The organism is Prochlorococcus sp. MIT 1307, assembly GCF_034092395.1.
Lineage (GTDB): Bacteria > Cyanobacteriota > Cyanobacteriia > PCC-6307 > Cyanobiaceae > AG-363-K07.
Map to the genome: position 1 here is coordinate 653,733 of NZ_CP139301.1, position 21,627 is coordinate 675,359.

The 21,627-nt window shown below is 39.8% G+C and carries 22 protein-coding genes and 1 tRNA gene; 10 read left to right on the forward strand and 13 right to left on the reverse strand.

Translation table 11 applies throughout. The features are described from left to right. Positions 1-160 precede the first annotated feature (160 nt). The 3 genes from crtL (at position 161) to SOI82_RS03510 (ending at position 2,787) form a co-directional block, all read left to right on the forward strand. Positions 161-1,444 (forward strand): lycopene beta cyclase, encoded by a 1,284-nt coding sequence (gene crtL, locus SOI82_RS03500; RefSeq protein ID WP_320667991.1) that lies wholly within the window; start codon positions 161-163, stop codon positions 1,442-1,444. A gap of 3 nt (positions 1,445-1,447) precedes the next feature. Continuing rightward, positions 1,448-2,155 (forward strand): SDR family NAD(P)-dependent oxidoreductase, encoded by a 708-nt coding sequence (locus SOI82_RS03505; RefSeq protein ID WP_320667992.1) that lies wholly within the window; start codon positions 1,448-1,450, stop codon positions 2,153-2,155. A 494-nt stretch (positions 2,156-2,649) separates the two neighbouring features. Then, positions 2,650-2,787, forward strand: coding sequence for a hypothetical protein (locus SOI82_RS03510; RefSeq protein WP_320667993.1), 138 nt, complete (start codon positions 2,650-2,652; stop codon positions 2,785-2,787). Between the two features lie 631 nt (positions 2,788-3,418). Here the strand turns inward: SOI82_RS03510 and SOI82_RS03515 are convergent. Both SOI82_RS03515 and SOI82_RS03520 read right to left on the reverse strand, forming a co-directional pair. Then, positions 3,419-3,679, reverse strand: coding sequence for a hypothetical protein (locus tag SOI82_RS03515; protein ID WP_320667994.1), 261 nt, complete (start codon positions 3,677-3,679; stop codon positions 3,419-3,421). A gap of 72 nt (positions 3,680-3,751) precedes the next feature. Beyond that, entirely contained in the window at positions 3,752-5,137 is a 1,386-nt protein-coding gene (locus SOI82_RS03520; RefSeq protein WP_320667995.1) for a sodium:solute symporter, read from the reverse strand. Between the two features lie 841 nt (positions 5,138-5,978). On the opposite strand from SOI82_RS03520, the gene SOI82_RS03525 reads away from it, so the two are divergent. Together SOI82_RS03525 and SOI82_RS03530 are read left to right on the forward strand one after the other, a co-directional pair. After that, positions 5,979-6,155 (forward strand): hypothetical protein, encoded by a 177-nt coding sequence (locus tag SOI82_RS03525; RefSeq protein WP_320667996.1) that lies wholly within the window; start codon positions 5,979-5,981, stop codon positions 6,153-6,155. Positions 6,156-6,473: 318 nt separating this feature from the next. Beyond that, positions 6,474-6,644 carry a hypothetical protein gene (locus tag SOI82_RS03530; protein ID WP_320667997.1) on the forward strand — a complete coding sequence of 57 codons (171 nt, stop codon included), beginning with the start codon at positions 6,474-6,476 and terminating at the stop codon, positions 6,642-6,644. 158 nt (positions 6,645-6,802) lie between these two features. Here the strand turns inward: SOI82_RS03530 and SOI82_RS03535 are convergent, their stop codons facing one another. From SOI82_RS03535 to SOI82_RS03555, 5 genes are all read right to left on the reverse strand, one after another. Further along, on the reverse strand, positions 6,803-7,048 hold the full coding sequence (locus SOI82_RS03535) for a hypothetical protein (protein WP_320667998.1): 246 nt from the start codon (positions 7,046-7,048) through the stop codon (positions 6,803-6,805). Between the two features lie 267 nt (positions 7,049-7,315). Continuing rightward, a complete protein-coding gene (locus tag SOI82_RS03540; RefSeq protein WP_320667999.1) occupies positions 7,316-7,654 on the reverse strand; it encodes a TIGR02450 family Trp-rich protein in 339 nt (112 codons plus the stop codon). Between the two features lie 588 nt (positions 7,655-8,242). Further along, positions 8,243-8,599 (reverse strand): hypothetical protein, encoded by a 357-nt coding sequence (locus tag SOI82_RS03545; protein ID WP_320668000.1) that lies wholly within the window; start codon positions 8,597-8,599, stop codon positions 8,243-8,245. A gap of 346 nt (positions 8,600-8,945) precedes the next feature. Then, on the reverse strand, positions 8,946-9,281 hold the full coding sequence (locus tag SOI82_RS03550) for a hypothetical protein (RefSeq protein WP_320668001.1): 336 nt from the start codon (positions 9,279-9,281) through the stop codon (positions 8,946-8,948). A 684-nt stretch (positions 9,282-9,965) separates the two neighbouring features. Continuing rightward, positions 9,966-10,037, reverse strand: a tRNA-Lys gene (locus SOI82_RS03555). Between the two features lie 248 nt (positions 10,038-10,285). Between SOI82_RS03555 and trmFO the strand changes: the two genes are divergently transcribed. Both trmFO and crtH read left to right on the forward strand, forming a co-directional pair. Further along, entirely contained in the window at positions 10,286-11,668 is a 1,383-nt protein-coding gene (gene trmFO / locus SOI82_RS03560; protein ID WP_320668002.1) for an FADH(2)-oxidizing methylenetetrahydrofolate--tRNA-(uracil(54)-C(5))-methyltransferase TrmFO, read from the forward strand. 80 nt (positions 11,669-11,748) lie between these two features. Then, positions 11,749-13,302 carry a carotenoid isomerase gene (gene crtH, locus SOI82_RS03565; protein WP_320668003.1) on the forward strand — a complete coding sequence of 518 codons (1,554 nt, stop codon included), beginning with the start codon at positions 11,749-11,751 and terminating at the stop codon, positions 13,300-13,302. A 168-nt stretch (positions 13,303-13,470) separates the two neighbouring features. Here the strand turns inward: crtH and SOI82_RS03570 are convergent, their stop codons facing one another. Then, complete coding sequence (locus SOI82_RS03570; RefSeq protein WP_320668320.1) at positions 13,471-14,214, reverse strand: response regulator transcription factor; 744 nt, start codon at positions 14,212-14,214, stop codon at positions 13,471-13,473. Positions 14,215-14,311: 97 nt separating this feature from the next. On the opposite strand from SOI82_RS03570, the gene SOI82_RS03575 reads away from it, so the two are divergent. Next, on the forward strand, positions 14,312-14,581 hold the full coding sequence (locus SOI82_RS03575; protein ID WP_320668321.1) for a DUF6761 family protein: 270 nt from the start codon (positions 14,312-14,314) through the stop codon (positions 14,579-14,581). 15 nt (positions 14,582-14,596) lie between these two features. On the opposite strand, the gene grxD is transcribed toward SOI82_RS03575, so the two are convergent. The 4 genes from grxD to SOI82_RS03595 all read right to left on the reverse strand — a co-directional run bounded on the left by grxD (position 14,597) and on the right by SOI82_RS03595 (position 16,511). After that, positions 14,597-14,920 (reverse strand): Grx4 family monothiol glutaredoxin, encoded by a 324-nt coding sequence (gene grxD, locus SOI82_RS03580; RefSeq protein WP_320668004.1) that lies wholly within the window; start codon positions 14,918-14,920, stop codon positions 14,597-14,599. A gap of 21 nt (positions 14,921-14,941) precedes the next feature. After that, positions 14,942-15,175: a BolA family transcriptional regulator gene (locus tag SOI82_RS03585; RefSeq protein ID WP_320668005.1), complete on the reverse strand. Its 234-nt coding sequence runs from the start codon at positions 15,173-15,175 to the stop codon at positions 14,942-14,944. A 68-nt stretch (positions 15,176-15,243) separates the two neighbouring features. Beyond that, positions 15,244-15,765, reverse strand: coding sequence for a hypothetical protein (locus SOI82_RS03590; RefSeq protein WP_320668006.1), 522 nt, complete (start codon positions 15,763-15,765; stop codon positions 15,244-15,246). 29 nt (positions 15,766-15,794) lie between these two features. Continuing rightward, positions 15,795-16,511, reverse strand: coding sequence for a lysophospholipid acyltransferase family protein (locus SOI82_RS03595; RefSeq protein WP_320668007.1), 717 nt, complete (start codon positions 16,509-16,511; stop codon positions 15,795-15,797). A gap of 128 nt (positions 16,512-16,639) precedes the next feature. Between SOI82_RS03595 and SOI82_RS03600 the strand changes: the two genes are divergently transcribed. Then, entirely contained in the window at positions 16,640-17,380 is a 741-nt protein-coding gene (locus tag SOI82_RS03600) for a pyridoxine 5'-phosphate synthase (RefSeq protein WP_320668008.1), read from the forward strand. A 20-nt stretch (positions 17,381-17,400) separates the two neighbouring features. Here the strand turns inward: SOI82_RS03600 and SOI82_RS03605 are convergent, their stop codons facing one another. After that, the gene (locus tag SOI82_RS03605; RefSeq protein ID WP_320668009.1) at positions 17,401-17,754 is read right to left on the reverse strand and encodes a hypothetical protein; all 354 of its coding nucleotides are present in this window, start codon (positions 17,752-17,754) and stop codon (positions 17,401-17,403) included. A gap of 128 nt (positions 17,755-17,882) precedes the next feature. Here SOI82_RS03605 and SOI82_RS03610 point away from each other — a divergent pair, with 128 nt between their 5' ends. Then, positions 17,883-21,197 carry an exodeoxyribonuclease V subunit gamma gene (locus SOI82_RS03610; protein ID WP_320668010.1) on the forward strand — a complete coding sequence of 1,105 codons (3,315 nt, stop codon included), beginning with the start codon at positions 17,883-17,885 and terminating at the stop codon, positions 21,195-21,197. Positions 21,198-21,627 lie beyond the last annotated feature (430 nt).

Sequence of the window (21,627 nt, forward strand, 5' to 3'; positions counted from 1 at the left end):
TTTGATTTAGCTTGGTCGAGAGGAGGTAACCTCAAAGAGTGAGCAGAGGACGTAACAATCGTGATCGATGACACTTTCCACTTTGCTTCACGATACTTTTGTACTCATCAGCCAAAAACGAAGCATAGAGTCAAGGTAGTGCACATTACTCAGCGTCAAAATGAGCACTAGGGCATTTATCGATGTCCTAGTGCTCGGAGCTGGACCGGGTGCCTTGGCTATTGCAGCCGCACTGGGAGCAGAAAACCTCCGAGTTGAAGTCCTTGCGGCAAGCAACCATACAGATCCATGGCCATACACCTATGGCATCTGGGGAGAGGAAGTAGACGAAATGGGCCTCCAACATCTCTTAGAGCATCGATGGAAAAACACAGTCAGTTTTTTCGGCTCAGGAGCAAGTGAGCCAAAAGCTGATGCAAATAAAGCTACCCACCATGGCAGGGACTACGGACTTTTTGACAAGAAAAAATTACAACGCTATTGGATAAAGCAATGTGATGCCGCATCAGTTCAATGGCATAGAGGATATGCAGCTGAGCTAGAAATTGACGAAAACCTTTGCACCGTTACTACAGCGGAAGGAAAAAAGCACAAAGCTAGGCTTCTTATAGATGCAACTGGCTATGAGCCCGTGTTTCTCAAAAGCAGAAAAAATTGGCCAATTGCAATTCAAACTTGTTATGGAGTAGTGGGACGATTCAATACCCCACCTGTTGAAGAGGGGCAATTCGTTTTAATGGACTATAGGTGCGATCACTTAAGTTCAAAAGAGAAAGAAGAGCCACCAACATTTTTGTACGCCATGGACCTAGGGGATGGCAGGTTCTTTCTAGAAGAAACTTCCCTAGGATTAGCTCCACCAGTAACACTAGAGACTTTAAAATCTCGACTTAAGCAGCGTTTAGCACATCGAAAGCTTGAATTAACTTCATTAGAACATGAAGAACTAGGCCTGTATCTCCCTATGAACATGCCACTTCCAGACTTACAACAACCAGTTTTAGGATTTGGTGGAGCTGCTGCAATGGTTCATCCCGCTTCTGGATATATGGTTGGTGGCTTACTGAGAAGATCACCCTCTGTAGCAAAGGTTCTAGCTAAAGCAATGCGTGATAAAAATGCATCGCCTGCTGCATTAGCTGAAAAAGGGTGGGCTGTTCTTTGGCCACCAGACCTCAGACGCAAACAAGCCCTTTATCAATTTGGATTAGAGAAGTTGATGCGTTTCGAGGAAGCACAATTGAGAGACTTTTTTAAAGGATTTTTTGCGCTCCAGAGTGATCAGTGGTATGGATTCCTTACTAACACGCTAAGTCTTAGTGAACTGGTACAAGCGATGTGGACTATGTTCGTAAAAGCACCTTGGAGTGTACGTTGGGGGTTAATGGGTATGCAAGGAAGGGAACTATATCTTCTCTGGCAATTCCTAAAACCACTAAATTGAACATTGAGAACTATTCTTATTAGCGGTGCTAGTCGAGGGATTGGTAGAGCTATTGCATTAAAGGCACTTGAAGATGGACATAGGATTAGCTTAGGTATAAGGGATTTAAATTCTGTAAAAGGAAGTAAGCTAGACCCTGATATTTCCGGCTCAAATAGGGTTATTTTGAACCATTATGAAGGTAATTCTCCTCAGACAGCAAAAGATTGGATAAGTGCAACTTTAGATCATTTTCAGAAATTAGATAGCCTAATAAATTGTGCAGGAATATTTAATAGAACAAAATTTCTATTTTCTGATAGTGAGGAAGGTGAAATAGAACAGTTATGGAGAGTCAATGTGATGGCACCATGGTTTTTGACGAAAGAGGCTTGGGGAGAGATATCAAAAGATGGGCAAGGTAGAGTTATGTTCTTAGTTTCCTTAAGTGGGAAAAGATCCAAAAGCAACCTTGCTGGTTATTGCATGAGCAAGTTTGCGTTAATGGGTCTTTGCCAAACAATCAGGAATGAGGGTTGGGATAGTGGAATAAGAGTAACTGCTATATGTCCTAGTTGGGTCAATACAGATATGGCCTCAGGCATAAAATCTATAAGTCAAGAGGAAATGACTCAACCTAATGATCTTGCTTCTATTGTCAGCAACTTATTAACATTGCCAAATACTTGCATCCCATTTGAAATAGAGGTCAATTGCAACCTTGAGAAATAAGATCCCGTATAACTTTAAAGAAATAAGTCCATTCAATAACCCTTCAACAGGATAAATAAAAATAAATATATAGCCTAAGCCTCGCCAAAAGGGAAAAGCTCAAAAGCATAAGCAATAAACCAATTAAGTAGAAGTCCATCACTATTTAATCAAAGCATCAGGAATTAGTTAACAAGTCCATATCAAACCAAGAAGTTGACAAAAAAAGCTTTATCTAACGAGTTTGCAATACTGTGGTTTATAAGCTCTTAAACCCAAAATTCCACAATCAAGGCCCAAGCAAACAAAAACGGAGTGCACGCTTTAATCACATCACACATCAAGAATGAACCTTTATAAAGAAAAGACTTAAGCAGGTTGACTTTCTCAATACTTGCAAAGAATGAAATGCCTTAACCTAATCTGAGTCTCAGTAACCATTTTTTTGCTTAATAAATATGGACACAGAATGTATTTCCTGCTACAAAACTGAAGACTCGTTCTAAAAGTTCTCCATGGACATTAACTTTCCAGTTATCAGCCTAGCTGCCATCCTAGTAGCGGTCTCATATGACAATGCTCAGCCAGTGATCAAGTGGGGGGGGCTTATTATCGCTGTAGTTACTGTAGTTACGAGCCTTACCGGTGGTTAGTTTCTAAAATCCCAAAAACAACAATTAATTACCCTCTAGAGCAAAGACTTAAATGGTTGTCTTTACTTAGGGGGTAATTTTTTTTGCAGGCATATTAAAGTTCTGAAATAAAGCATATGCCCTAAGCATAAATTCTGTTTTTATTCACAAAACTGTTGATTCAGGCCTACGAGATTTAAATAAAGAAATCATTTTAATCACAGCACTTTTAAAATGCCTGTGAAGATAATTTCGATAGATCCCCCCAAAGGCTTTGCCAATTGAATATGTTTTCTGTATTATACCTACGATGAAGTTTAAAATCCAAAGTATTAATAGTACAGCAACTATTCCCGACATTGTTGAATAGACCTTGGTAAATTGGTCTTGCATTGGCTCAAGAAATTGCAAATAATTGATAAGGTTCATGATTAATTTCTAAATAAGGTGAAGTCCTTGAGTTTTTGGCACCGAAGATGCCAAAACATTCATTCCATTTATGCGGCCTATTAGTATGCTTTGCAATAGGTGCTTTGTTATGCGTTATAAAGAATCTTGAATTAAGTTTCTATTGTCCTTTCCCATGAAAGCTCAAAAAGCTAAGTATTTCATGTAAAATATCTAAGTTATAAGAAGTCTATAATAAAATTATTTAATCATCCCCTGATCTGCGTTTATCAACAATCCTAGAGAGTTCTAAGAAGTAACCAGCAGTACAATATTTTCCCAAGTTTCTATCTCGATTATCAGGATCACTTCTAAATTCAGCAGTTTCGGCCATAAGTAAATCTAATTCATTTTGCGGTAATTCATACACCTCCCTTAATTCAATTTCGCGCCCTAATAAATGACTTTTAAACCACTTTTCTCTTGATTCTTGAGAAGGAATATCCTGATAAGGCCTTGGATTCATTGGGAATTGCTTCAAAATATTAGACTAAAGCAGCAGTTACTTCAATGAATAAGGCAAAAAACACTGCGCCAGTCAATTCACTTCTTCAGAAAAGCTCCCTTGCATGAAAAATGCAAGGAAAATAGATACCATCGTTAGTAATCCGCAAACTTCAGTCCATCCAAGTAGTCCTAGCTTTACAACTGCGATTGGGGCAATAACAGTAACAAGCCCACCTGAGAGTAATGGCTGTAAAAATAATCTAGTGGTTGAAAAAATTGGGAGAGTGCTTGTGACGTTGTTGGGATCTGCAAGCCTCAAAAGCAATACCCCACTCGCAGCTACACCAGTGGCATTACCAAACTCTGCTATGGATCGCTCAAACCACTCTTCTTGAAAAGTTAATCTGGCGACAACAAACATCCCTGCAAGATTCCATGTAAGTCCTGTTACTGCAAGGATTGTCAATGGTACCCAATCATTGATCAGGAGTGGCAAGTTCACACTAGCTGTAGCTGTCGTAATTAGAAGATCAGTCGCCAGAATGCCTATACCTCTCATTAGCAAAGCAGAAATCAAATCTGTATTACCAGTTATTTCTAACAAATAGCGAATAAACAAAGAACCCAATAATGCCAAGGGAAAAACAGGAAAGACCAAAAGAACTTCTTGAAAAAGATCCCCCAAAAAAGGTGCTAAAAGTCTTAAGCCATATAACAGACCTACCCCAAAAAGTACGGCCAATCCAACAAATGCCAAGTTTACAGCTGCCTCACGAAACCTTTCAATGAAGCTATTGGAATCTGCCAAAGGTGTGGCGTTTTTAATCTCTTCAGAGGATTGAATAGCAATCCACCCACGCCAACGGCCTAAAACAACGAGGCCGCTGCCTAAAACTGTTGATGAAAGTAGTCCCACTGTTGCCATTGCAAGGCCAAGATCAAGCCCTTCAGGGAATCCAAGCCTTGAAAAGCTTTTGCCCATAATTGCAGCCGCCCCATGCCCACCTTCAAAGCCCACTTCTATTAGACATCCCATTAAAGGGTCTACTCCTAAATAAGGAATTAAAATCAATAAAACAGCTAAGCCTCCTACTAGGTATTGACCAAAACCAAGCATTAACCCAACCAATGATTGCGAGGCAATAGGCTTCCAAACACCACGTCCTCTTGGGATAGGGCGACCAAGCATCAAAGTGGCAAAAACCAGAGTCAGTAAAGGCGCTGGAAATTGAATCCAAGTCTCAGTAACACTTTCTGGCAATAAAGGAAATTGACCATATGGGCCAATGGCTAGGACCAAAACTCCGACTATTAAAGCGATAGGTATGCCAACCATTTCTAAATTCAATGCAGGCTTAAAGCTTCGGCTAAACCCCAAAAGCAATCCCAGCAAGCAAAAAAGCCCTATTGCTAGGCTATGACTTGACAATATATTTAAAGAAAGGATTCCATTAATCGTTTTCAGGAGTAAATCCATCCCTCGATATCTGGAGAACTTTTTGCTCACAAATAATATTACTTTTATGCCGATCAAGCCTTATAGAACTAATCCAAAGATAAATTTCAAAATCAAGGAATATGAACTATGCAAAGCTAAAGGTCAAAAAAGCGTGATTCCAATAGGAATGAATCCAGCCATAAAAACATTTACTTAAAAAAACTATAGTCAAATTATCTGCCTAAAAGAATCTCAACCTAACCTTTGAGTAATTATCAACCTTGACTTAAACAAGTAAGAGTAAGATTAAGCCTTGAAAGATTAGCTCAACAAGGCCTAACTTTATTTTAATATTTTTACCACTAGCCTCGCTCAAGGTGGCGAGATGAATATCTTTTGAAGGCCTGGCTCGAATTTGAATATTAGTCATTTATTTTTAGATACAGATCTATTGAGCCTTAAAAAAAAGGTTCAAGCAACTACCATATGAAGGGCGAGTCCTTTTATATATAGCCATATATAGCGTTCTTGGTATAATTGAGCTCTTAAGCTAGGTAGTACTAAGCAGTTTGTCAAAAATTTTTATTGCTCAAGGAAAGACAGATCATTCAAATAATTAAGCGGCATGTTCTCAGCCTTTTCGTATTTTAAATCAAACTAGAAAGCTTTCTATCAAACTCATTTTCTAGAGATTAAAGACTTGAAGGTCAGCTCATAAATCTATCTTCGAAAAAAAATCCATATCTAGGGGAAGAACCCCAATAATCGATCAAAAAGTAAAAAACCATTTTAAATTTTTATTTCATCCCCTTCACTCATAATGATTGCGAGGGTTTGCCGTAAAATAACTTCGAATGCAAGAAAACCCCTCCTGATATCCGTGTCCCCAGAAGAACAAGCACCTGAAAGTCAACCAAAGTGGGATTACACCTCCAATAAGCAAAACATGATCACTGGAGGCGTTGTCCTAGGTGGCAACCTCCTACTCCTAATTGCTTTCCTGCTTTATCAATACGTCCCAGCAGCCCATCAGTTCATTTCTGGTCGACCTCTCTGATCACTCATCACTCCATCTTCAAGAAAGCAAACTTCTTATAGGTCCAACACGTCCAAAATGAGTGCAATGGTCAATGGCAGCTAAAAACCTAGCCTATTTCAGCATTGAAACCTTTAAAGAATCTCTGATTTACCAAGCAAAAACCTCTGCCAAATCAATATGGTTTTTCTTCTTATAATTTCCTTATAGACAAAATGAGGGATGTAAAGCTTTAAAAAGTCTTTTTTTTGTAGAAAAAAACTAATTTCAACGTTATCTCACCTGACTAACAACCGCTCAATGGACTAACTTCAATGGATAAGTTCGTTCAAATGAAAAATGGCTGGTGGACCAATCCTGCAGTTTTGGGAAACAGCACTAGCTAATCCTGTGCTCAAAGATCTCAAGGTCCGGTTTGCAATAGCAATGGTGGGAAATATAGTAGCAGTTGTATTTATTTTATATTTTTTAAAAAGATTTGTTCCTGACCTTCCTATTGATATTGGCTGAATAAAGCTACTAGGCAGTATTGATCAATACCAGATGGGCGCTAAAAAAATTCATAGCAAAAAAATTCTTATAAGGAGCCATTAAATTAAACAGATTTACCAAATCTATGGCTTATGAATTTTCTTTTATAAAGACCAAATATTTTTACTAGATGGTCTTCATGCTGCCATATCATTAATTGGAGCATCCTGAGCAAGCCAATAATTAATTTCTTCCTCACACCATCTCAAATGATATAAGACTTCGGGCTTCCAGGGCATCTGATGTGATGTCAGAGCGCTTCTCCAATGAGTACCAGGCTTTAAATATCCAATTTCCCTCCAAAGTTGAAGGGTTTTTTCACTAACGCCAAGGTGATGACTTGCCTCTTTCCCAGAGACCCACGGGCTATCACTATCGCTCATTAGCTCAGGCAAATTTCCCTATTAATAACGTAATTTGAAAATTTAGGAAGGGTAAGAAGAGCGATGCAAAATAAAGCTAAAACTTCTAGACATATTCTATTGGCAATATCTAATAAAGAAAGAGCTGAAGCAAAAGTCAAGGCGAATACGATGGAATTGTATCTTTTATCTATAAGTTGTTAATTAAGGCTTCTTCACCTAAAAGAAAAAATATCTTTCAAATAAAATTCATATGTATATTGAGATATTTCTTTCATTCTTGGAAATTTAGTCATAATCCCATGGCCTGATCAAATTTTTTTCTGATGGTATTAGAAGGCCAGAATCTTTAGAAGGATGAAGACAAGCTTTTGCAAGCTCAATGTTTCCAAATTCCTCCGAGCAAGAATTAGCCTCATCTTTAGCTAATGATAACCAGCCAGAAATCCATTTAGAATTATCTTGCATCTCACTCCATGGCACTACAAAGCGTGACTTCCCATCCAAAACTGAAACAAGAGCAACCCAGCGTTCTTTTTTCTTGCCGCCATAATTAATAGCAACAAAATGTCGGTAACCATTCCTGGAATATATACTGGTCCAAGATTTATTAGGAGGCCATCTCATCCACGAAAAAATAAAATTTTTAAATCTTATTTTATCACGTTTATCTTGAAATATGTAATAGGTTTTTTTTCGCTAGAACATTTAAAAGCGAATCTCCTTAGATCAGTTGTATTTTCTTTTTAAAAGAACCATTTTCACTAAATCATTTCTAGATCAGAACCTGATCTAATTTATCTCTTTACATCATGGGCACAGCCATCACCTTCGTATTTCTCGGTGTCGTAATATCCATTTCTAGTCCCAAAGTAGACAGTAGCAAGAACAAAAGGAATAGAAATCCACAAGAGAGAACTTGATAGGTCCAAAATATGCAAAAACTATTATTCCTAATATAAATGATCTATCTATACAGAATCTAAAAGAACGAAGGAAGAATTCGAGTTTTTAATAAAAAGTTTTTTTATGTTGGAATCATGATTTAAGGTGTTTTAGATTTATTGCATCAAGGGAAAGACATATTTATCTTTTCTTTAGTCCTTGCTGATAAATACTTCCAAATTACATTGGTTTGTAAAAATTAATCCTAAAACTCAATTTTTCTGCACTTCAAAAAATTTTAGGATCTCTGGCAGAATAAATACAAAGAGTTTACCTTTGCCGATATCCAGGTTCAAATTCTCGACGTGCCGCTTCAGTACGCAAAAGAATTTGTCGAGCAGTACTAATAAGGCTATAACGCAGAGCCTTGCCTGACTTAAACATTGCCTCACTGACGGCCTTTGTTCTCGTTAATTCAATTTGATAAGCTCGGCTTACTGCTCGCTCAGCATCAATATTTGCAAGTTTGGCCTGTAAAGCCAATCTTTCCGTCTTTGACTTAGGCAAGACCATCGGTCTTGTTTCAGGCTCCGCCCAACTCCACAACCAACCTTTCTTGGCTTTGGTGATTGCTGCAGATTTCTTGTCCATTGCCATAAATCCATCCTGCCTAACAGATTTCGCCAAAATTAATTCGACAATCCGAGGTTAGCGCCCTGAAAAGATCTTGCGAATTTATTCCAAAGCACTATTAAAAGAGGGCTTATGTTTCTAATCAAACAAATGGCAATCTTATTAAAGCCCAAACATAAAGAGATACGTTAAATGCGATAGCAACTCCTACTAAAGCAAATTTGTTCATTGATCTGAACAGATAGAGCCACATCCATTCAGCAAGAAAAGTTCTTATTCTGCCAGTGCTTGTAAGCTTTCCCTAACATTTAAGAGAGAAAAATTCTACTTTTAGGGTAAAAGATTTTCTTAAATTTTACTGAAAAGTTTTTTTATTTATCACAAAAGGGCAAAATATTAATTATTGGCCAATTTCGTTTGGAAGGTAAATCAATCCAGTACGGCAAGCTTTTAGAGCTTTTCTAACACTCTTTATTGTTTTCAGGCTAAGTGCTTTTTTCAAGTGTTCCGAAGGAAAAAGCAATTGATCATTGCCATCCAATCGAATTCGAGCACCAAACCAAGTCCCATTCTTCGGAATAGAGGCTCTACAAGAAATAGTTTCATTTGAAGAGTTGAATTTACGCTCAATAATCCAATTCTCAACCTGATCCAAAAAGCTGAATTTATCTAAGCCCGCCTGGACCCCTCTAGGGCAAATCAAAAGAGTAACTAGTATTAGGATTGATTTATACATATCTACAAAAGACTTCTAAAGTATATCTGAAGATACTAAAGCAATAGTTTATAGTTGCTTCAATAGCTTTAGGAATTGCAGTTTTCATAACAAATGCATAGTCATAGATTCATATAATTAGTTAATCCTCTATTTACAAAAAGGAAGGGTAGGATCCAAAAAGTTTTTATTTGAAGTTATTAGTTTATCAAAATTATGTGTAATTTGCCTGCTGAAAATTAAATAATCAAAACCACTCTCTTTTCAAATAAGATAAGCACAAGTCAGAGGAAGCTCAACTATTTAAATTGAATATAAAACTCTCACTAAAGAAATCCTTTTATATCATAGATTTCTTGGAAGACTGGATAAAACAATCAATTACCAAGGCAAATGCCATCCCAAACGGCCAAACAGCCACAAACCAAAAGCCACCTTTACTCCAGTAGCAAGAAGCCCCCACCCCACTAGTTGCTTCTTTGATAGGCCAAACAGCATTGAAAAAATTTAAATTATTTAACTGTTCTAGCTTACTCAACAAAAGATTTGACTAAAGCATGGATATCACAAAAATCATTTATTCAAAGACTTTAAAAGCTCTCTAAAACCACTGAGGCAACAGATCGGGCCTGGATGCTGATCAGGCTGAATGAAGTTGGGTCTATACAAAAATTGATGGGAATCAGTCTTGAATAAGGAAATGTATGGGTCGCCTGAGATTCGAACTCAGGACCAGCCGGTTAAAAGCCGGATGCTCTACCGCTGAGCTAGCGACCCCCATAAATGCCATAAAGGCACGAAAGGAAATTATCATGCGGCCTACCAAAAATTGAATGGTTGCTGACTTTTTCAGACATCTAGACTTCCAAAAACTAATAAATCAAGGTATCCCTAGCGATTTAGTATTTTTTTCTTCAACACCACCCACTCAACCTTCTCCAAGTGAAGAGATGCGAAAAAGCAACTAAACAGAGTGTTCACATCCAAGCTCACTAAGCTCAGGCTAAAGGTAAAAACTAAATTCATTGGCCAACTTACCTTCAGTTTTAGTAATCGGTGCAGGGTTAGCAGGCACAGAAGCTGCTTGGCAGATTGCAAGAGCAGGCGTCAAAGTAAAACTTATAGAAATGCGTCCAGTAGCCAAAACTCCTGCTCATCACACAAGCCATTTTGCCGAGCTCGTTTGTAGCAATAGTTTTGGTTCGCTTAAGAGTGATCGTGCAGCAGGTCTATTACAAGAGGAACTTAGAAAGTTGGAATCAATAGTCATTGCTACTGCCGATAAACATGCAGTTCCAGCTGGTGGAGCTCTGGCAGTTGATAGAAGTCAATTCAGTCAAAATCTCACTGAAAAAGTTTCTTCCAATCCACTAATCACTATTGAAAGGCGAGAGATAAAGCATTTACCCAAAGAAGAACAAATCACAGTTGTTGCTACTGGTCCTCTAACAAGCGATGATTTAGCAAATGACCTAAGAGAGTTCACAGGTCTTGAATACTGCCATTTTTTCGATGCTGCAAGCCCAATCGTCACTGGGGAAAGTATTGATCTATCAATAGCCTTTAAAGCTAGCCGCTACGACAAAGGCGATGCAGACTATATAAACTGTCCTATGGAAAGGAATATATATGTTGCCCTGAGAGAAGAACTTCTGAAAGCCGAAGTGGCTGAATTAAAAAACTTCGATCAAGCTTCAGCTAATTACTTCGAAGGATGTCTCCCAATTGAAGAGCTAGCTCGTCGAGGTGAAGATACTATGCGATATGGACCACTAAAACCCATTGGACTCTGGGATGAGCGTTGGGGTGACCTCAATAACAAAGAAGTCAGGAAAGCAAAGCGTGCCTATGCAGTGGCTCAATTACGCCAAGAAGATCGTGCTGGACGCCTCTGGAACTTAGTTGGATTTCAAACCAATCTGAAATGGGGAGAACAAAGTCGTGTCCTGAGAATGATTCCTGGACTAAAAGATGCAGAATTTGTACGTTTCGGAGTAATGCACAGAAATACTTTCATTGAATCGCCAAATCTACTGAAACCTACTCTCCAATTCACACAACGAGCACAACTCTTAGCCGCTGGTCAAATCACAGGAACAGAAGGCTATGCAGCCGCGGTGGCAGGCGGCTGGCTGGCTGGGACTAATGCCGCATTACTGGCTCTAAACCGAGTCCCAATAACCTTTCCTCCAACAACCATGATTGGAGCCCTTACAAACTTTATTAGTAATGTTGAAAGTATGAAAAAAGTTAGGAGGAACGGTCATTTTCAACCAATGCCAGCAAATTTTGGGCTAATGCCGGAACTCCCTGCACGAATCAAAAACAAACGCGATCGTTATGGTGCTTACAGGGATAGAGCACTAAAAGATCTTAGAAGCATCACTCACCCTTTCCAAAAACTTTGATCAAAAAAAGCATCTACTCTAAAAGCAGAAATTTAAGGCTTACTTGTGAGCACTTAGGTTCATATAGTTGGTAAGACGCTATGGATGTTGTAAGTACAACCCAAAAAAGTTGGGATGCAGTCATAGTTGGGTCAGGGCTTGGAGGGTTAGTTACCGCTAGCCAGCTAGCTGCGAAGGGCGCAAAGGTGCTCGTTTTAGAGAGATACACAATTCCAGGAGGAAGTGGTGGATCTTTCAAAAGGAATGGATACACCTTCGACGTTGGAGCATCAATGATCTTCGGTTTTGGAGAAGATGGTTATACAAACTTGCTTACACGTGCATTAGCAGATGTAGGGAAGAAAGTCGAAACAATTCCTGACCCCGTTCAACTGGCATATCATCTCCCTGACAACTTCAATATTGCCGTTGATAGGAATTATGAGCAATTCATCTCCGACTTGACCTCCCTCTTTCCACATGAAGCCTCAGGAATCAAACGCTTCTATGGTATTTGCTGGCAAGTTTTTAATTGCCTAGATTCAATGCCGTTACTATCCATCGAGGATCCTGCATATTTAGCAAAAGTATTTTTCAAGGCACCTTTAGCATGTCTAGGTTTAGCGAGATGGCTACCAGTAAATGTTGGAGACGTTGCCAAACGCTACATAAAAGATCCAAAGTTATTGAGATTTATCGATATTGAATGCTTTTGTTGGTCTGTAATGCCCGCAGACCGCACACCAATGATCAATGCAGGAATGGTTTTTTCGGATCGTCATGCTGGGGGAATTAACTACCCTCGGGGAGGAGTAGGCGTAATTGCCCAAAAGCTTGTAAAAGGGTTAGAGGATCATAATGGTGAAATCAGATACAAATCACGTGTTAAAAAGATTCTTTTAAAGGGTAACCAAGCTATTGGTGTCCAGCTGGCAAATGGAGAAAATATTCTTGCTAAAAAAGTTATTTCAAATGCAACTCGCTGGGACACTTTTGGTGGAGAGGGTTGTAGACAAGCCTTAATAGATCCAAAAAAAACACCAGCTTCTGAAAAAAAATGGCGAGATCGTTATATTCCATCACCATCTTTTCTATCTCTACATCTTGGTGTAAATAGCTCTTCTATACCTAAAGGGACCCATTGTCATCACCTAATTTTGGATAAGTGGGATGAAATGGAAAATGAAGAAGGTGTCATTTTTATTTCAATACCTACATTACTAGATCCCTCTCTAGCCCCTCAAGGGAAACATATCCTTCATGCTTTTACCCCCTCTTCCATTAAAGGATGGAAAGGCCTAACAACCTCAAGCTACATTAAAAGAAAAAATTCTCACGCAGACCGTCTAATAGAAAAGATCGAAAGAGTTTTGCCAGGTATAAGCCAAGAAGTCACTCATAGAGAAATCGGGACACCACGTAGTCACCGACGATTTCTAGGGCGGCATCAAGGGAGTTATGGACCCATTCCTTCAATGCGACTACCAGGCTTACTACCAATGCCCTTCAACAGTACAAATATCAAGAATTTGTTTTGTGTAGGAGACTCCTGCTTCCCTGGACAAGGACTAAATGCCGTTGCTTTCAGTGGTTTTGCCTGCGCACATCGTATTGGAGCAGAACTAGGGATAAACCCTTGGAATCTGCCCAAATAGAGACCAAACAGCAAAACTGATTTAAGCGCACCAAAAAGCAAAGCTAGAGGGCCCTTGCTTTATTCAACTTTTCATTTAACGCTTTATCTTAATTGTAATTGCTTAAGAGATAGTTGAGATCCTAAATTCTATTAAGAGCAAAAGATATTAGGATCTTTAGTAAATGAATTACCCCTGTAAAGTATCTAGGCTAAAGCGATATCCTTGCTGTCTAACTGTTGTAATTCCTCCACCTTCTCCAAGACCAGCTTGTTCAAGTTTACGACGAAGAGTTAAAACCTGTGTATCTACTGACCGTGGTCCCCCGCTAAATGGGGGCCAGGCCATCCTTAAAAGCTCCTGACGACTGCGAACCATTCCTGGAGGCATTAATAAAGCGCAAAGAAGAGCAAACTCTCTAGGACTTAATTCAACTGGCTTTTCTTGCAAAGTTACCTGTCTCAACAATAAATGAACTTCTAGAGGGCCAACCGTTACGCGCTCTTGCAAACCTATTCTTCCTCGTTTCAGAAGAGTTCTACAACGAGCGGCCAATTCTTCAAGGCCAAATGGCTTTCGCAGCACGTCATCTGCCCCATCATCTAAAAGCCCTACTAGGGTTTCCACTCCTGGACGCGCTGTAAGAACAATTACTGAGCATCCCAATTGTTGAGCTAAGCCTATTGCTGAACTTTTCTCGAGCAATTCTGCACTGACCAAAAGGTCAGGAGTTTGTTCTCTACAAAGGTCTACAGCTTCTATGCCTGTAGCCACTGCAGCAGTGAGATGGCCATCCTGACGCAACCTCTGAACCAACACAGTTCGGAGGGTCGGATGGGGCTCCACAACAAGAACCTTGGCAGGGCTTTGAGCAGTAGCCTGTGAGGACAAAGACCCCAAAGATGATGATGGGCTTTGCTCGTTTGAAAGCAAATCTGAAGAGATGGTGTTCACATGCCTTAAAAGAGCACGCTTACGATAAAGCAATTCAATGGCAGGCTGTGAAAAGAAACGGTCTTGCTCTCAGACCATGACATCACTAGATCATCCTGCAGCCATAAGGCATTTCCAATCAATTTGTGATGCCTGCCAGGAATTAACCAGTCGTCACCTAAGTCCAGCCGAACTAAGGCTTTACGCAGAAGGGTATTTACATGCCCTTAGAAAGTCCGGAGAGCTCGAACAAAGAGAGCAAGAGAAACTAGAAAAACTTATAGAAAAATGGATCCTTGACCCTTCTAGCTTTATTGGACCAAATGATGACATCAGTACTCTGTTTTATAAAAAAGAAGTTTGGTAGCCAGGTCATAACTGATTAAGAAGCCAAAGCAATCTCTAGTTTTTCAAGAAGCTCGCCTGAGTTATACATCTCAATGAGAATATCTGAACCACCTATGAACTCTCCTTTGACATAAACCTGCGGAATTGTTGGCCAATTTGAAAAATCCTTAATGCCCTGACGAATTTCTTCATCAGAAAGAACATCAAAAGTTTCAAAGGTCATGCCAAGAGCATTGAGAATTTGTACCACATTGTTAGAAAAGCCACATTGCGGCATTAATTTTGTGCCCTTCATAAAGACCACTATTGGGCTTGAATTAACAAGGGCCTCAATTCGAGTACGTGTATTTGAATCCATTAAAAAAAAAGATAGAAAAGTTCAATTAGGTGTAGCAGTGTTCAAGGCCAATGCATGAATAGCTTCACTAGCTAAATCATCCTTAAGGGCCTCATATACCAATTGATGCTGACGAACCAAAGAAAGGCCAGCGAACACAGGAGAAACAACATTCACCTGCAAATGATCACCCCCTCCACTCATGTCCTCAATAGTGACATGAGCGTCAGGTATTACACGCCTAATTGAGGCTCCTACTTCGTCAAAATCAACCATAAGGGAATAGATGTCAGGAAAATAGATTTGGTAAAAACTACTCAAAAATGTGAATACCGAAAGAAGCTTTACCTTGCACCAAGATAAGGGGTATCAACAAAACCCAACTCAACCAAACTTTGATAAGCCTTCTGCCCCTCTTTTTTAGCCGGAGTTGTAAGCCTCACAACTTCAACGAGTAATGGGACTGCCACCTCAGGTTGATTTTGGCGGCGTAATAGTGCTGCAAGTCTGAGGTTTGCTTTTGAAAGAAGAATGAGAGTTTTTCGCCCTTTTGCATCCATTTCACGAGGGATACGAGCATCAAGACCTCGAAAAGCACCTGACAAATCTCTATAAAAGGAAAGCAATAACTTGGATGCTTCCCTAGCTTTTTTAAAATTCTGCTTGGCTTCTTCGAAATTCTCCTGAGCAACTGCTTCATCACCTTTTTCTAAGAGCTTTTCAAGAGAAGAAACATTAAACCCCACTTCTTCACTAGCTAAAACCTTGTAGTTAGAGGAAGGAGCTGTCTCAGAGAATGATGGACCAGGACAAAAAATCAAACTAGTCGTGAGGGCAAATGCCGTCATCGGGAGGCGACAACGCATGAAGTAGAGAAACAAAAGTGATTAAGACTTTAAGTCGCTTTGTTCTTACGGCCTACTGCCATTAGGGCAGCTTGTTCAGCTGAATGCATGCTTGCTGCTAGTGCGGTATTAAAGCTAATAGCAGCTTTTCTACCAAACCCCTCTACTTTCATAGGCTCTGCAAAGCAAATAGCTGCTTTAGAGAAAGGCTTTGGCGTCATATTGCTATAACCAAGTCCCACAGGCACTACTTGGACATCAACACCTTTTACTTCAGCCAATTGCGCAAGACGAGCTAAACCTTGCTTAAGTCTTATTGGCTTTTCTGTACGGTTTATCCTTCCCTCAGGAAAGACCACAAGCTGCTGCCCTTCAATCATCAGATCAATAGCAAATCTTAATGAGGTTAATGATGGTCTTACCTGATCTACAGGGAAGCAACCCAAACGCTCCAAAAACCATCCTTGCAAACCATTCATCTCAGTGCGAGTAACCATAAAACGACAATCTCGATCTGTAACTCGTCGCCCTGCAGCCATTGTCAACATCAGGCCGTCCCATCTAGCACGATGAGTTGGAGCTAACAAAACTGCTCCTTTCAATGGCAAATTGTGAATACCTAGAACAATCCTTTCACGAAAATAATTTCTCAAGACAATGTCCTGAGTAGTGACCATTGCCAGAGGACTCCAAAACGGATCTATCCCAAGACACAAGTTTGTTTCGCGATTAGCAAGAGCCGAGGGCACTTGAACTATAACCTCCATTCATCTGAACTTACCTTTTGAAGATTGGTTTTTCCTCTATGGGTTGGGCAGTTAACCTTGCGTCTAAATAAGCTCTCACAAGAAATCAAAATAGACAACTAAAAAAGCACATCCACTTCAATTCACTCATGGCAAGTCTGGGAGTAAACATTGACCACATCGCAAATGTGCGTCAAGCACGTCAAACTATTGAACCTGACCCTGTTCAATTGGCATTTCTCGCTGAAATTGGTGGGGCTGATGGGATTACAGTCCACCTCAGAGAAGATAGACGTCATATTCAAGATCGAGACTTACAGCTTTTAAGAGAAACCGTCAAAAGTAGTCTGAATCTAGAAATGGCTGCAACTGAAGAAATGGTTCAGATAGCATTAAATACGTTGCCTGAAATGGTCACAATAGTCCCAGAGAAGCGTGAAGAAGTAACGACAGAAGGTGGTCTATCAATTACTGCAAATGAAAAATATCTCAAGAATGTTATTGAGCAAGTCCAATCATCAGGCATTCCTGTGAGCTTATTTATTGACCCAGACAAAGAGCAATTAGAGGCTTCTGCAAGAGTTGGAGCAACATGGATTGAACTTCATACAGGCCATTATGCTGAAGCATCTAGGCAAAATAAACCTTTAGAGCTATCAAAAATCAAGGAAGGAGCTGCGATAGCAAGGAGTCTTGGACTGCGAGTCAATGCAGGTCATGGACTTACCTATCAGAACGTTGAAGCCGTAGCTCTAATAGAAGGGATGGAAGAATTGAACATCGGACATTCAATAATTGCTCGTTCAATAGCCGTTGGACTAACAGAAGCAGTACGAGAAATGAAGAGTCTGGTGCAAAACCCGCGCACCGAATATCTATTCGGCAAGTAACATCAATAGAAATTAAGTTTTCAGCGTTTAATACGGAAGAATTGAAAAAAACTAATAGTCCAAGAATCCCATCTTGTTCTAGTGGATACATCCTGTTGGTGGCGCAGAGTTCCCTCTCCCAACATCACTAAAGCTTGCTTATTTTTCCACCAAATCCAATCCCTTATTGGAGGAGTACGCATCAAATCATCTCGAGTAAGTCCTAGTCTCAAATTGAGAGAAACCTCCAAAAGCACATCTAACATTTCTTCACCTGTCTCACAACTAGATAAGGTCTCATTGGTTTTTTCTGCGCCGTCAAGCGCATCAACAAGCAATTTGACCCTTTTGTTAACCGGAAGTTTTTTAACATCCATACCAACTAGATGAAGCAATAGCAGGCTAATTACTTACTATGAAGATGGTCGAAGTTCATGTGAAACTTGAAACCACATCACTACTAAGCATAATTTAGATCAATACTTGAGAGATGAAGAACCAACAAACAATGGGCGGATAAACCTTGCTAACTATCTATCGAAGCAATCGAGCTGAGTGGTTAGCCAACGTTTTGTCGGAACACCTCCGACTAAAACCGCCAAGTCCATTTGAAACCGTTGAAGTAATTGTCAATACTTGGCCTGTAAGCAGGTGGTTAGGAGAAGAACTAGCAACTGTAAACGGAATCAGTGCTTTGATTCGTTTCCCCTTCCCAGGCACACGTCTTAAAGAGTTGGTGAAATTAGTGCTTGGGTTAGAAGAAAAAGATGAAGATCCTTGGAAAGCAAACCGACTGGTATGGCACATACTTGAAGTATTGCCTGAACTTCTTAAAACAGATGAAGCGTCTCTTTTAAGAGAGTGGCTTAAACAACGTTCTTCTAAACCTGGGGAAGTTAATAGAGATGAATGGCAACTTGCGAGCAGTATTGCTGATGCTTTTGACGACTACGCTCTTTACCGAATTAATGAGATAACTCAATGGTTGAGAGGCACTGATAAGAATTCTTCTAAATTTCTTGAGACAAACGCCCAGTCAAATTGGCAACCACTATTAATCAATCTTCTTTCCAAACGCATTAATCGTGAACCATTCGGGCTGCAAGTTAAACGCGCTATAGATCAACTTAAACATGGCACCCCCCCAGCCAAAAAGCTTCCATCCCAACTTCACATCTTTGGTTTAAGCAGTCTTGCCCCTGTACAAGTGGAGCTAATTCAAGCTCTTTCTGGATTCATAGACATCAAAATGTACCTCATAACTCCTTGCCGTGATCTATGGCAACGTTGTGAACTCAGAAGACATCGACTAGGCAAAAGTTGGAGTAACCCACTTGATGGATATTGGTTGCTACAAGCACCCAGACTAGAAGCAAATCTTGGACGAATGGGAGCTGAATTCCAACAACTTCTGGAAGGGAGTGGTGAAAGTCAATTGGGAGAGTGGAAAGAAGGTGACCTCTTTGCTGCTCCAGCAAACATATCCATTCAACTAAAAAGAGAGCCCACACTATTAGAGCAACTGCAACAACAATTAGTGACCCCCAGTGAAGGGACATCAATAACCAGAAAAAAAGATGATACCTCGTTGACTTTTATGGCTTGTCCAGGACAAAGGCGTCAAGTTCAGTTGGTTAGAGATCAAATCCTTCAATGGCTTGCTAGTGATTCAAGTCTAGAACCTAAAGACATACTAATAATGACTCCTCAAGTCAAGCTATATAGTCCACTAATCTCATCTGCTTTTAATGACAAGACAGCTACTAACTTTGAACTCCCTTACAAAATTACAGATCGTAGTCAGCAGGATTGTCCAGGATTAACTCAATACATGTTGCTGCTACTTCAGCTAGCTAGTACCAGGATAAATGCAACAGCTATAAATTCTCTCTTGACTAATCCAGCAATTCAAAAGCAACAATGCCTGACTCAAGAAGATGTAATTAACATTAGCGACCTTCTCCAAGTTACAGGCTTTCGATGGGGGCTTGATGCTGAGGATCGAGATGGAAATGAAGTACATAGCTTAAGTTGGTGCCTAGATCGTTGGCTATTAGGTCTAGTTCTGCCAAGTACACCAGGCCTTGCACCTGGAGGTATAGCACCATTTTCAAAAGGAATTAAGCTGAATGACCTAACACAATGGTGGAATTTCCTATCTCTTACATGTAATCAACTAAGAGAGCTACGGTATCCACGTACTTGTGAGAAATGGGTAGAGCTTTTACGATCATATGTAAAGGATTTATTTGGCGACGGGGGCAACTGGGCTTTGGAATTCAAAGGATTCCTCTCTGCTCTTGAGGTATGGAGACAATCCTCAGTAGATTCTCAACTCGAAATAGACGTATCTGTTGCCGAAGACATACTAAGCCAAATATTCGCAGTTGAAGTTGGTCGATTTGGTCACCGAAGTGGAGTTATCACAATTAGTGCTCTTGAACCTATGAGAGCAATTCCTCACCGAGCAATAGTTTTGATGGGCCTCGATTCAAATATTTTCCCGCGACATAAAGATCGGCCAGGCTTTCATCTTTTAGGGCAGAAGCGAGAGCTAGGAGACCCTATGCCTAGTGATCAAGATCGTTATGTACTTTTAGAGGCATTGATATCAGCCAGGCAACATTTAATGATCACCTGGAACAGCAGAAATGAGCACACTGGTGAGCCTATTCCAGCCGCAAGTCCTATCCAACAATGGCTAACACAACTGGAATCTCAGTTAGGGAAAGAAAGCGTAGAAGGATTACTTAGAGAGCCCCACCCCAATCCTCTAGCACGTGCCAATTTTGTACCTCTAAACAACCAACTACCAATTAGTTGTGATCAACGCAACCTAGAAGCTCGCATATGGCTAAATAAAAGGTTGGAACCACATTCTTTAGCACTGGCCTTGCCTCTAAAATGGGACCAACCTAAGGATAAGGAAGTCCCTCTTATCTCCACTAATCTGCTGAAGTCATGGCTAAAGTCACCACAACGTATTTGGCTTGAAGGATTACAACTAAAACCCAGAGAATGGATTAATCCACTTCGAGATTTTGAGGACCTTAATCTAAATGAGTTGCAACGATATCACTTACTTAGGAACCGTTTCGAAGAGCTGCTAGAAATTCCACTTGAGAAGCAGGCTCACTTCTTCAATAACCAAAGAGAAGAAGATTGGGAAACCAAGTATGAAGGGCAAGGGAAATTACCTCCTTTATCAGCAGCTCGCATAGAGTGCGAACTTTTAGAAAACCGTTGGCAAAACCTTTTATCGATTCTGACAAAACTTGGACCATGCAGGAAACGACTACTCTTGTTTGATGGTGAACCTGAGGAAATACTTTGGGCTGGTGATTTCGTAATAGTGATTGAACTAGGGAAATTAAAATCGAAGAATGTAATGGAAGGTTGGGTAAACCATCTGCAAACTTGTGCAAGCTCAACACCTCCAACAGCAACTTTAGTTATTTCCCGTAACTCTTCTAAATCAAAAAGAGACCAATTCCAGGTTGCCCTTCAATGGGATCCACTACCTCAAAAGCAGGCAAGAGAAGAATTAAATAAGCTAAAAGCAATAGCATTACATGGCCTTCAGCATTGCTGGCCAGTCCCTCCAGAAAGTGGGTGGGCATTTGCAAAAGCTAAGCTTAAAGACTCTTCTAAAGGAATGAAAGCCTTTCAACAAAATTGGAATGGTATCTTCAACATTCCAGGAGAGCGTGAAACAACTGAAATGCAACTTTGTTTTGGAATAGACTTCGAGGCTAATATGTTTACAAACAATAAGGATTTTATAGAAGCTTTCTCTAGCCTATACGATCCATTAATAGAAGTACTAAGCGAGAAGTAATTAAGTGATCTTTCAAGCTCATATGTCTAAAGATGGGAGTAGATTTTAATCTTTTTAATATATAAGATAACAGTTAAAAGGAAATCATTTATGTATTAATAAAATATACGATTAGAAGCAATTACCTACCATAGATTATAGATGAAGAGCAACAATTAAGCTTTTTCTTCGATTGTAAATTTAGTAACAATTTATTGTCGATTTTCTACGTGTCTTCTAGGTAAAGATCTCCTCTACATGCTTCAATTAACTTGATTTTATATTAACAAGTAATTGACTGCAATCACTCCTATCAATGCTCTACTAAGAAAATGGGTTAGAGAAATATTAGTTGAAAACAATAAAAGGTCTTCGTTGACAGTCCTAACCTATGAAACCAACCCATCTTCTGTTCAAAAATCGAAATATAAAAAAAAAAGCAATAAAGCTC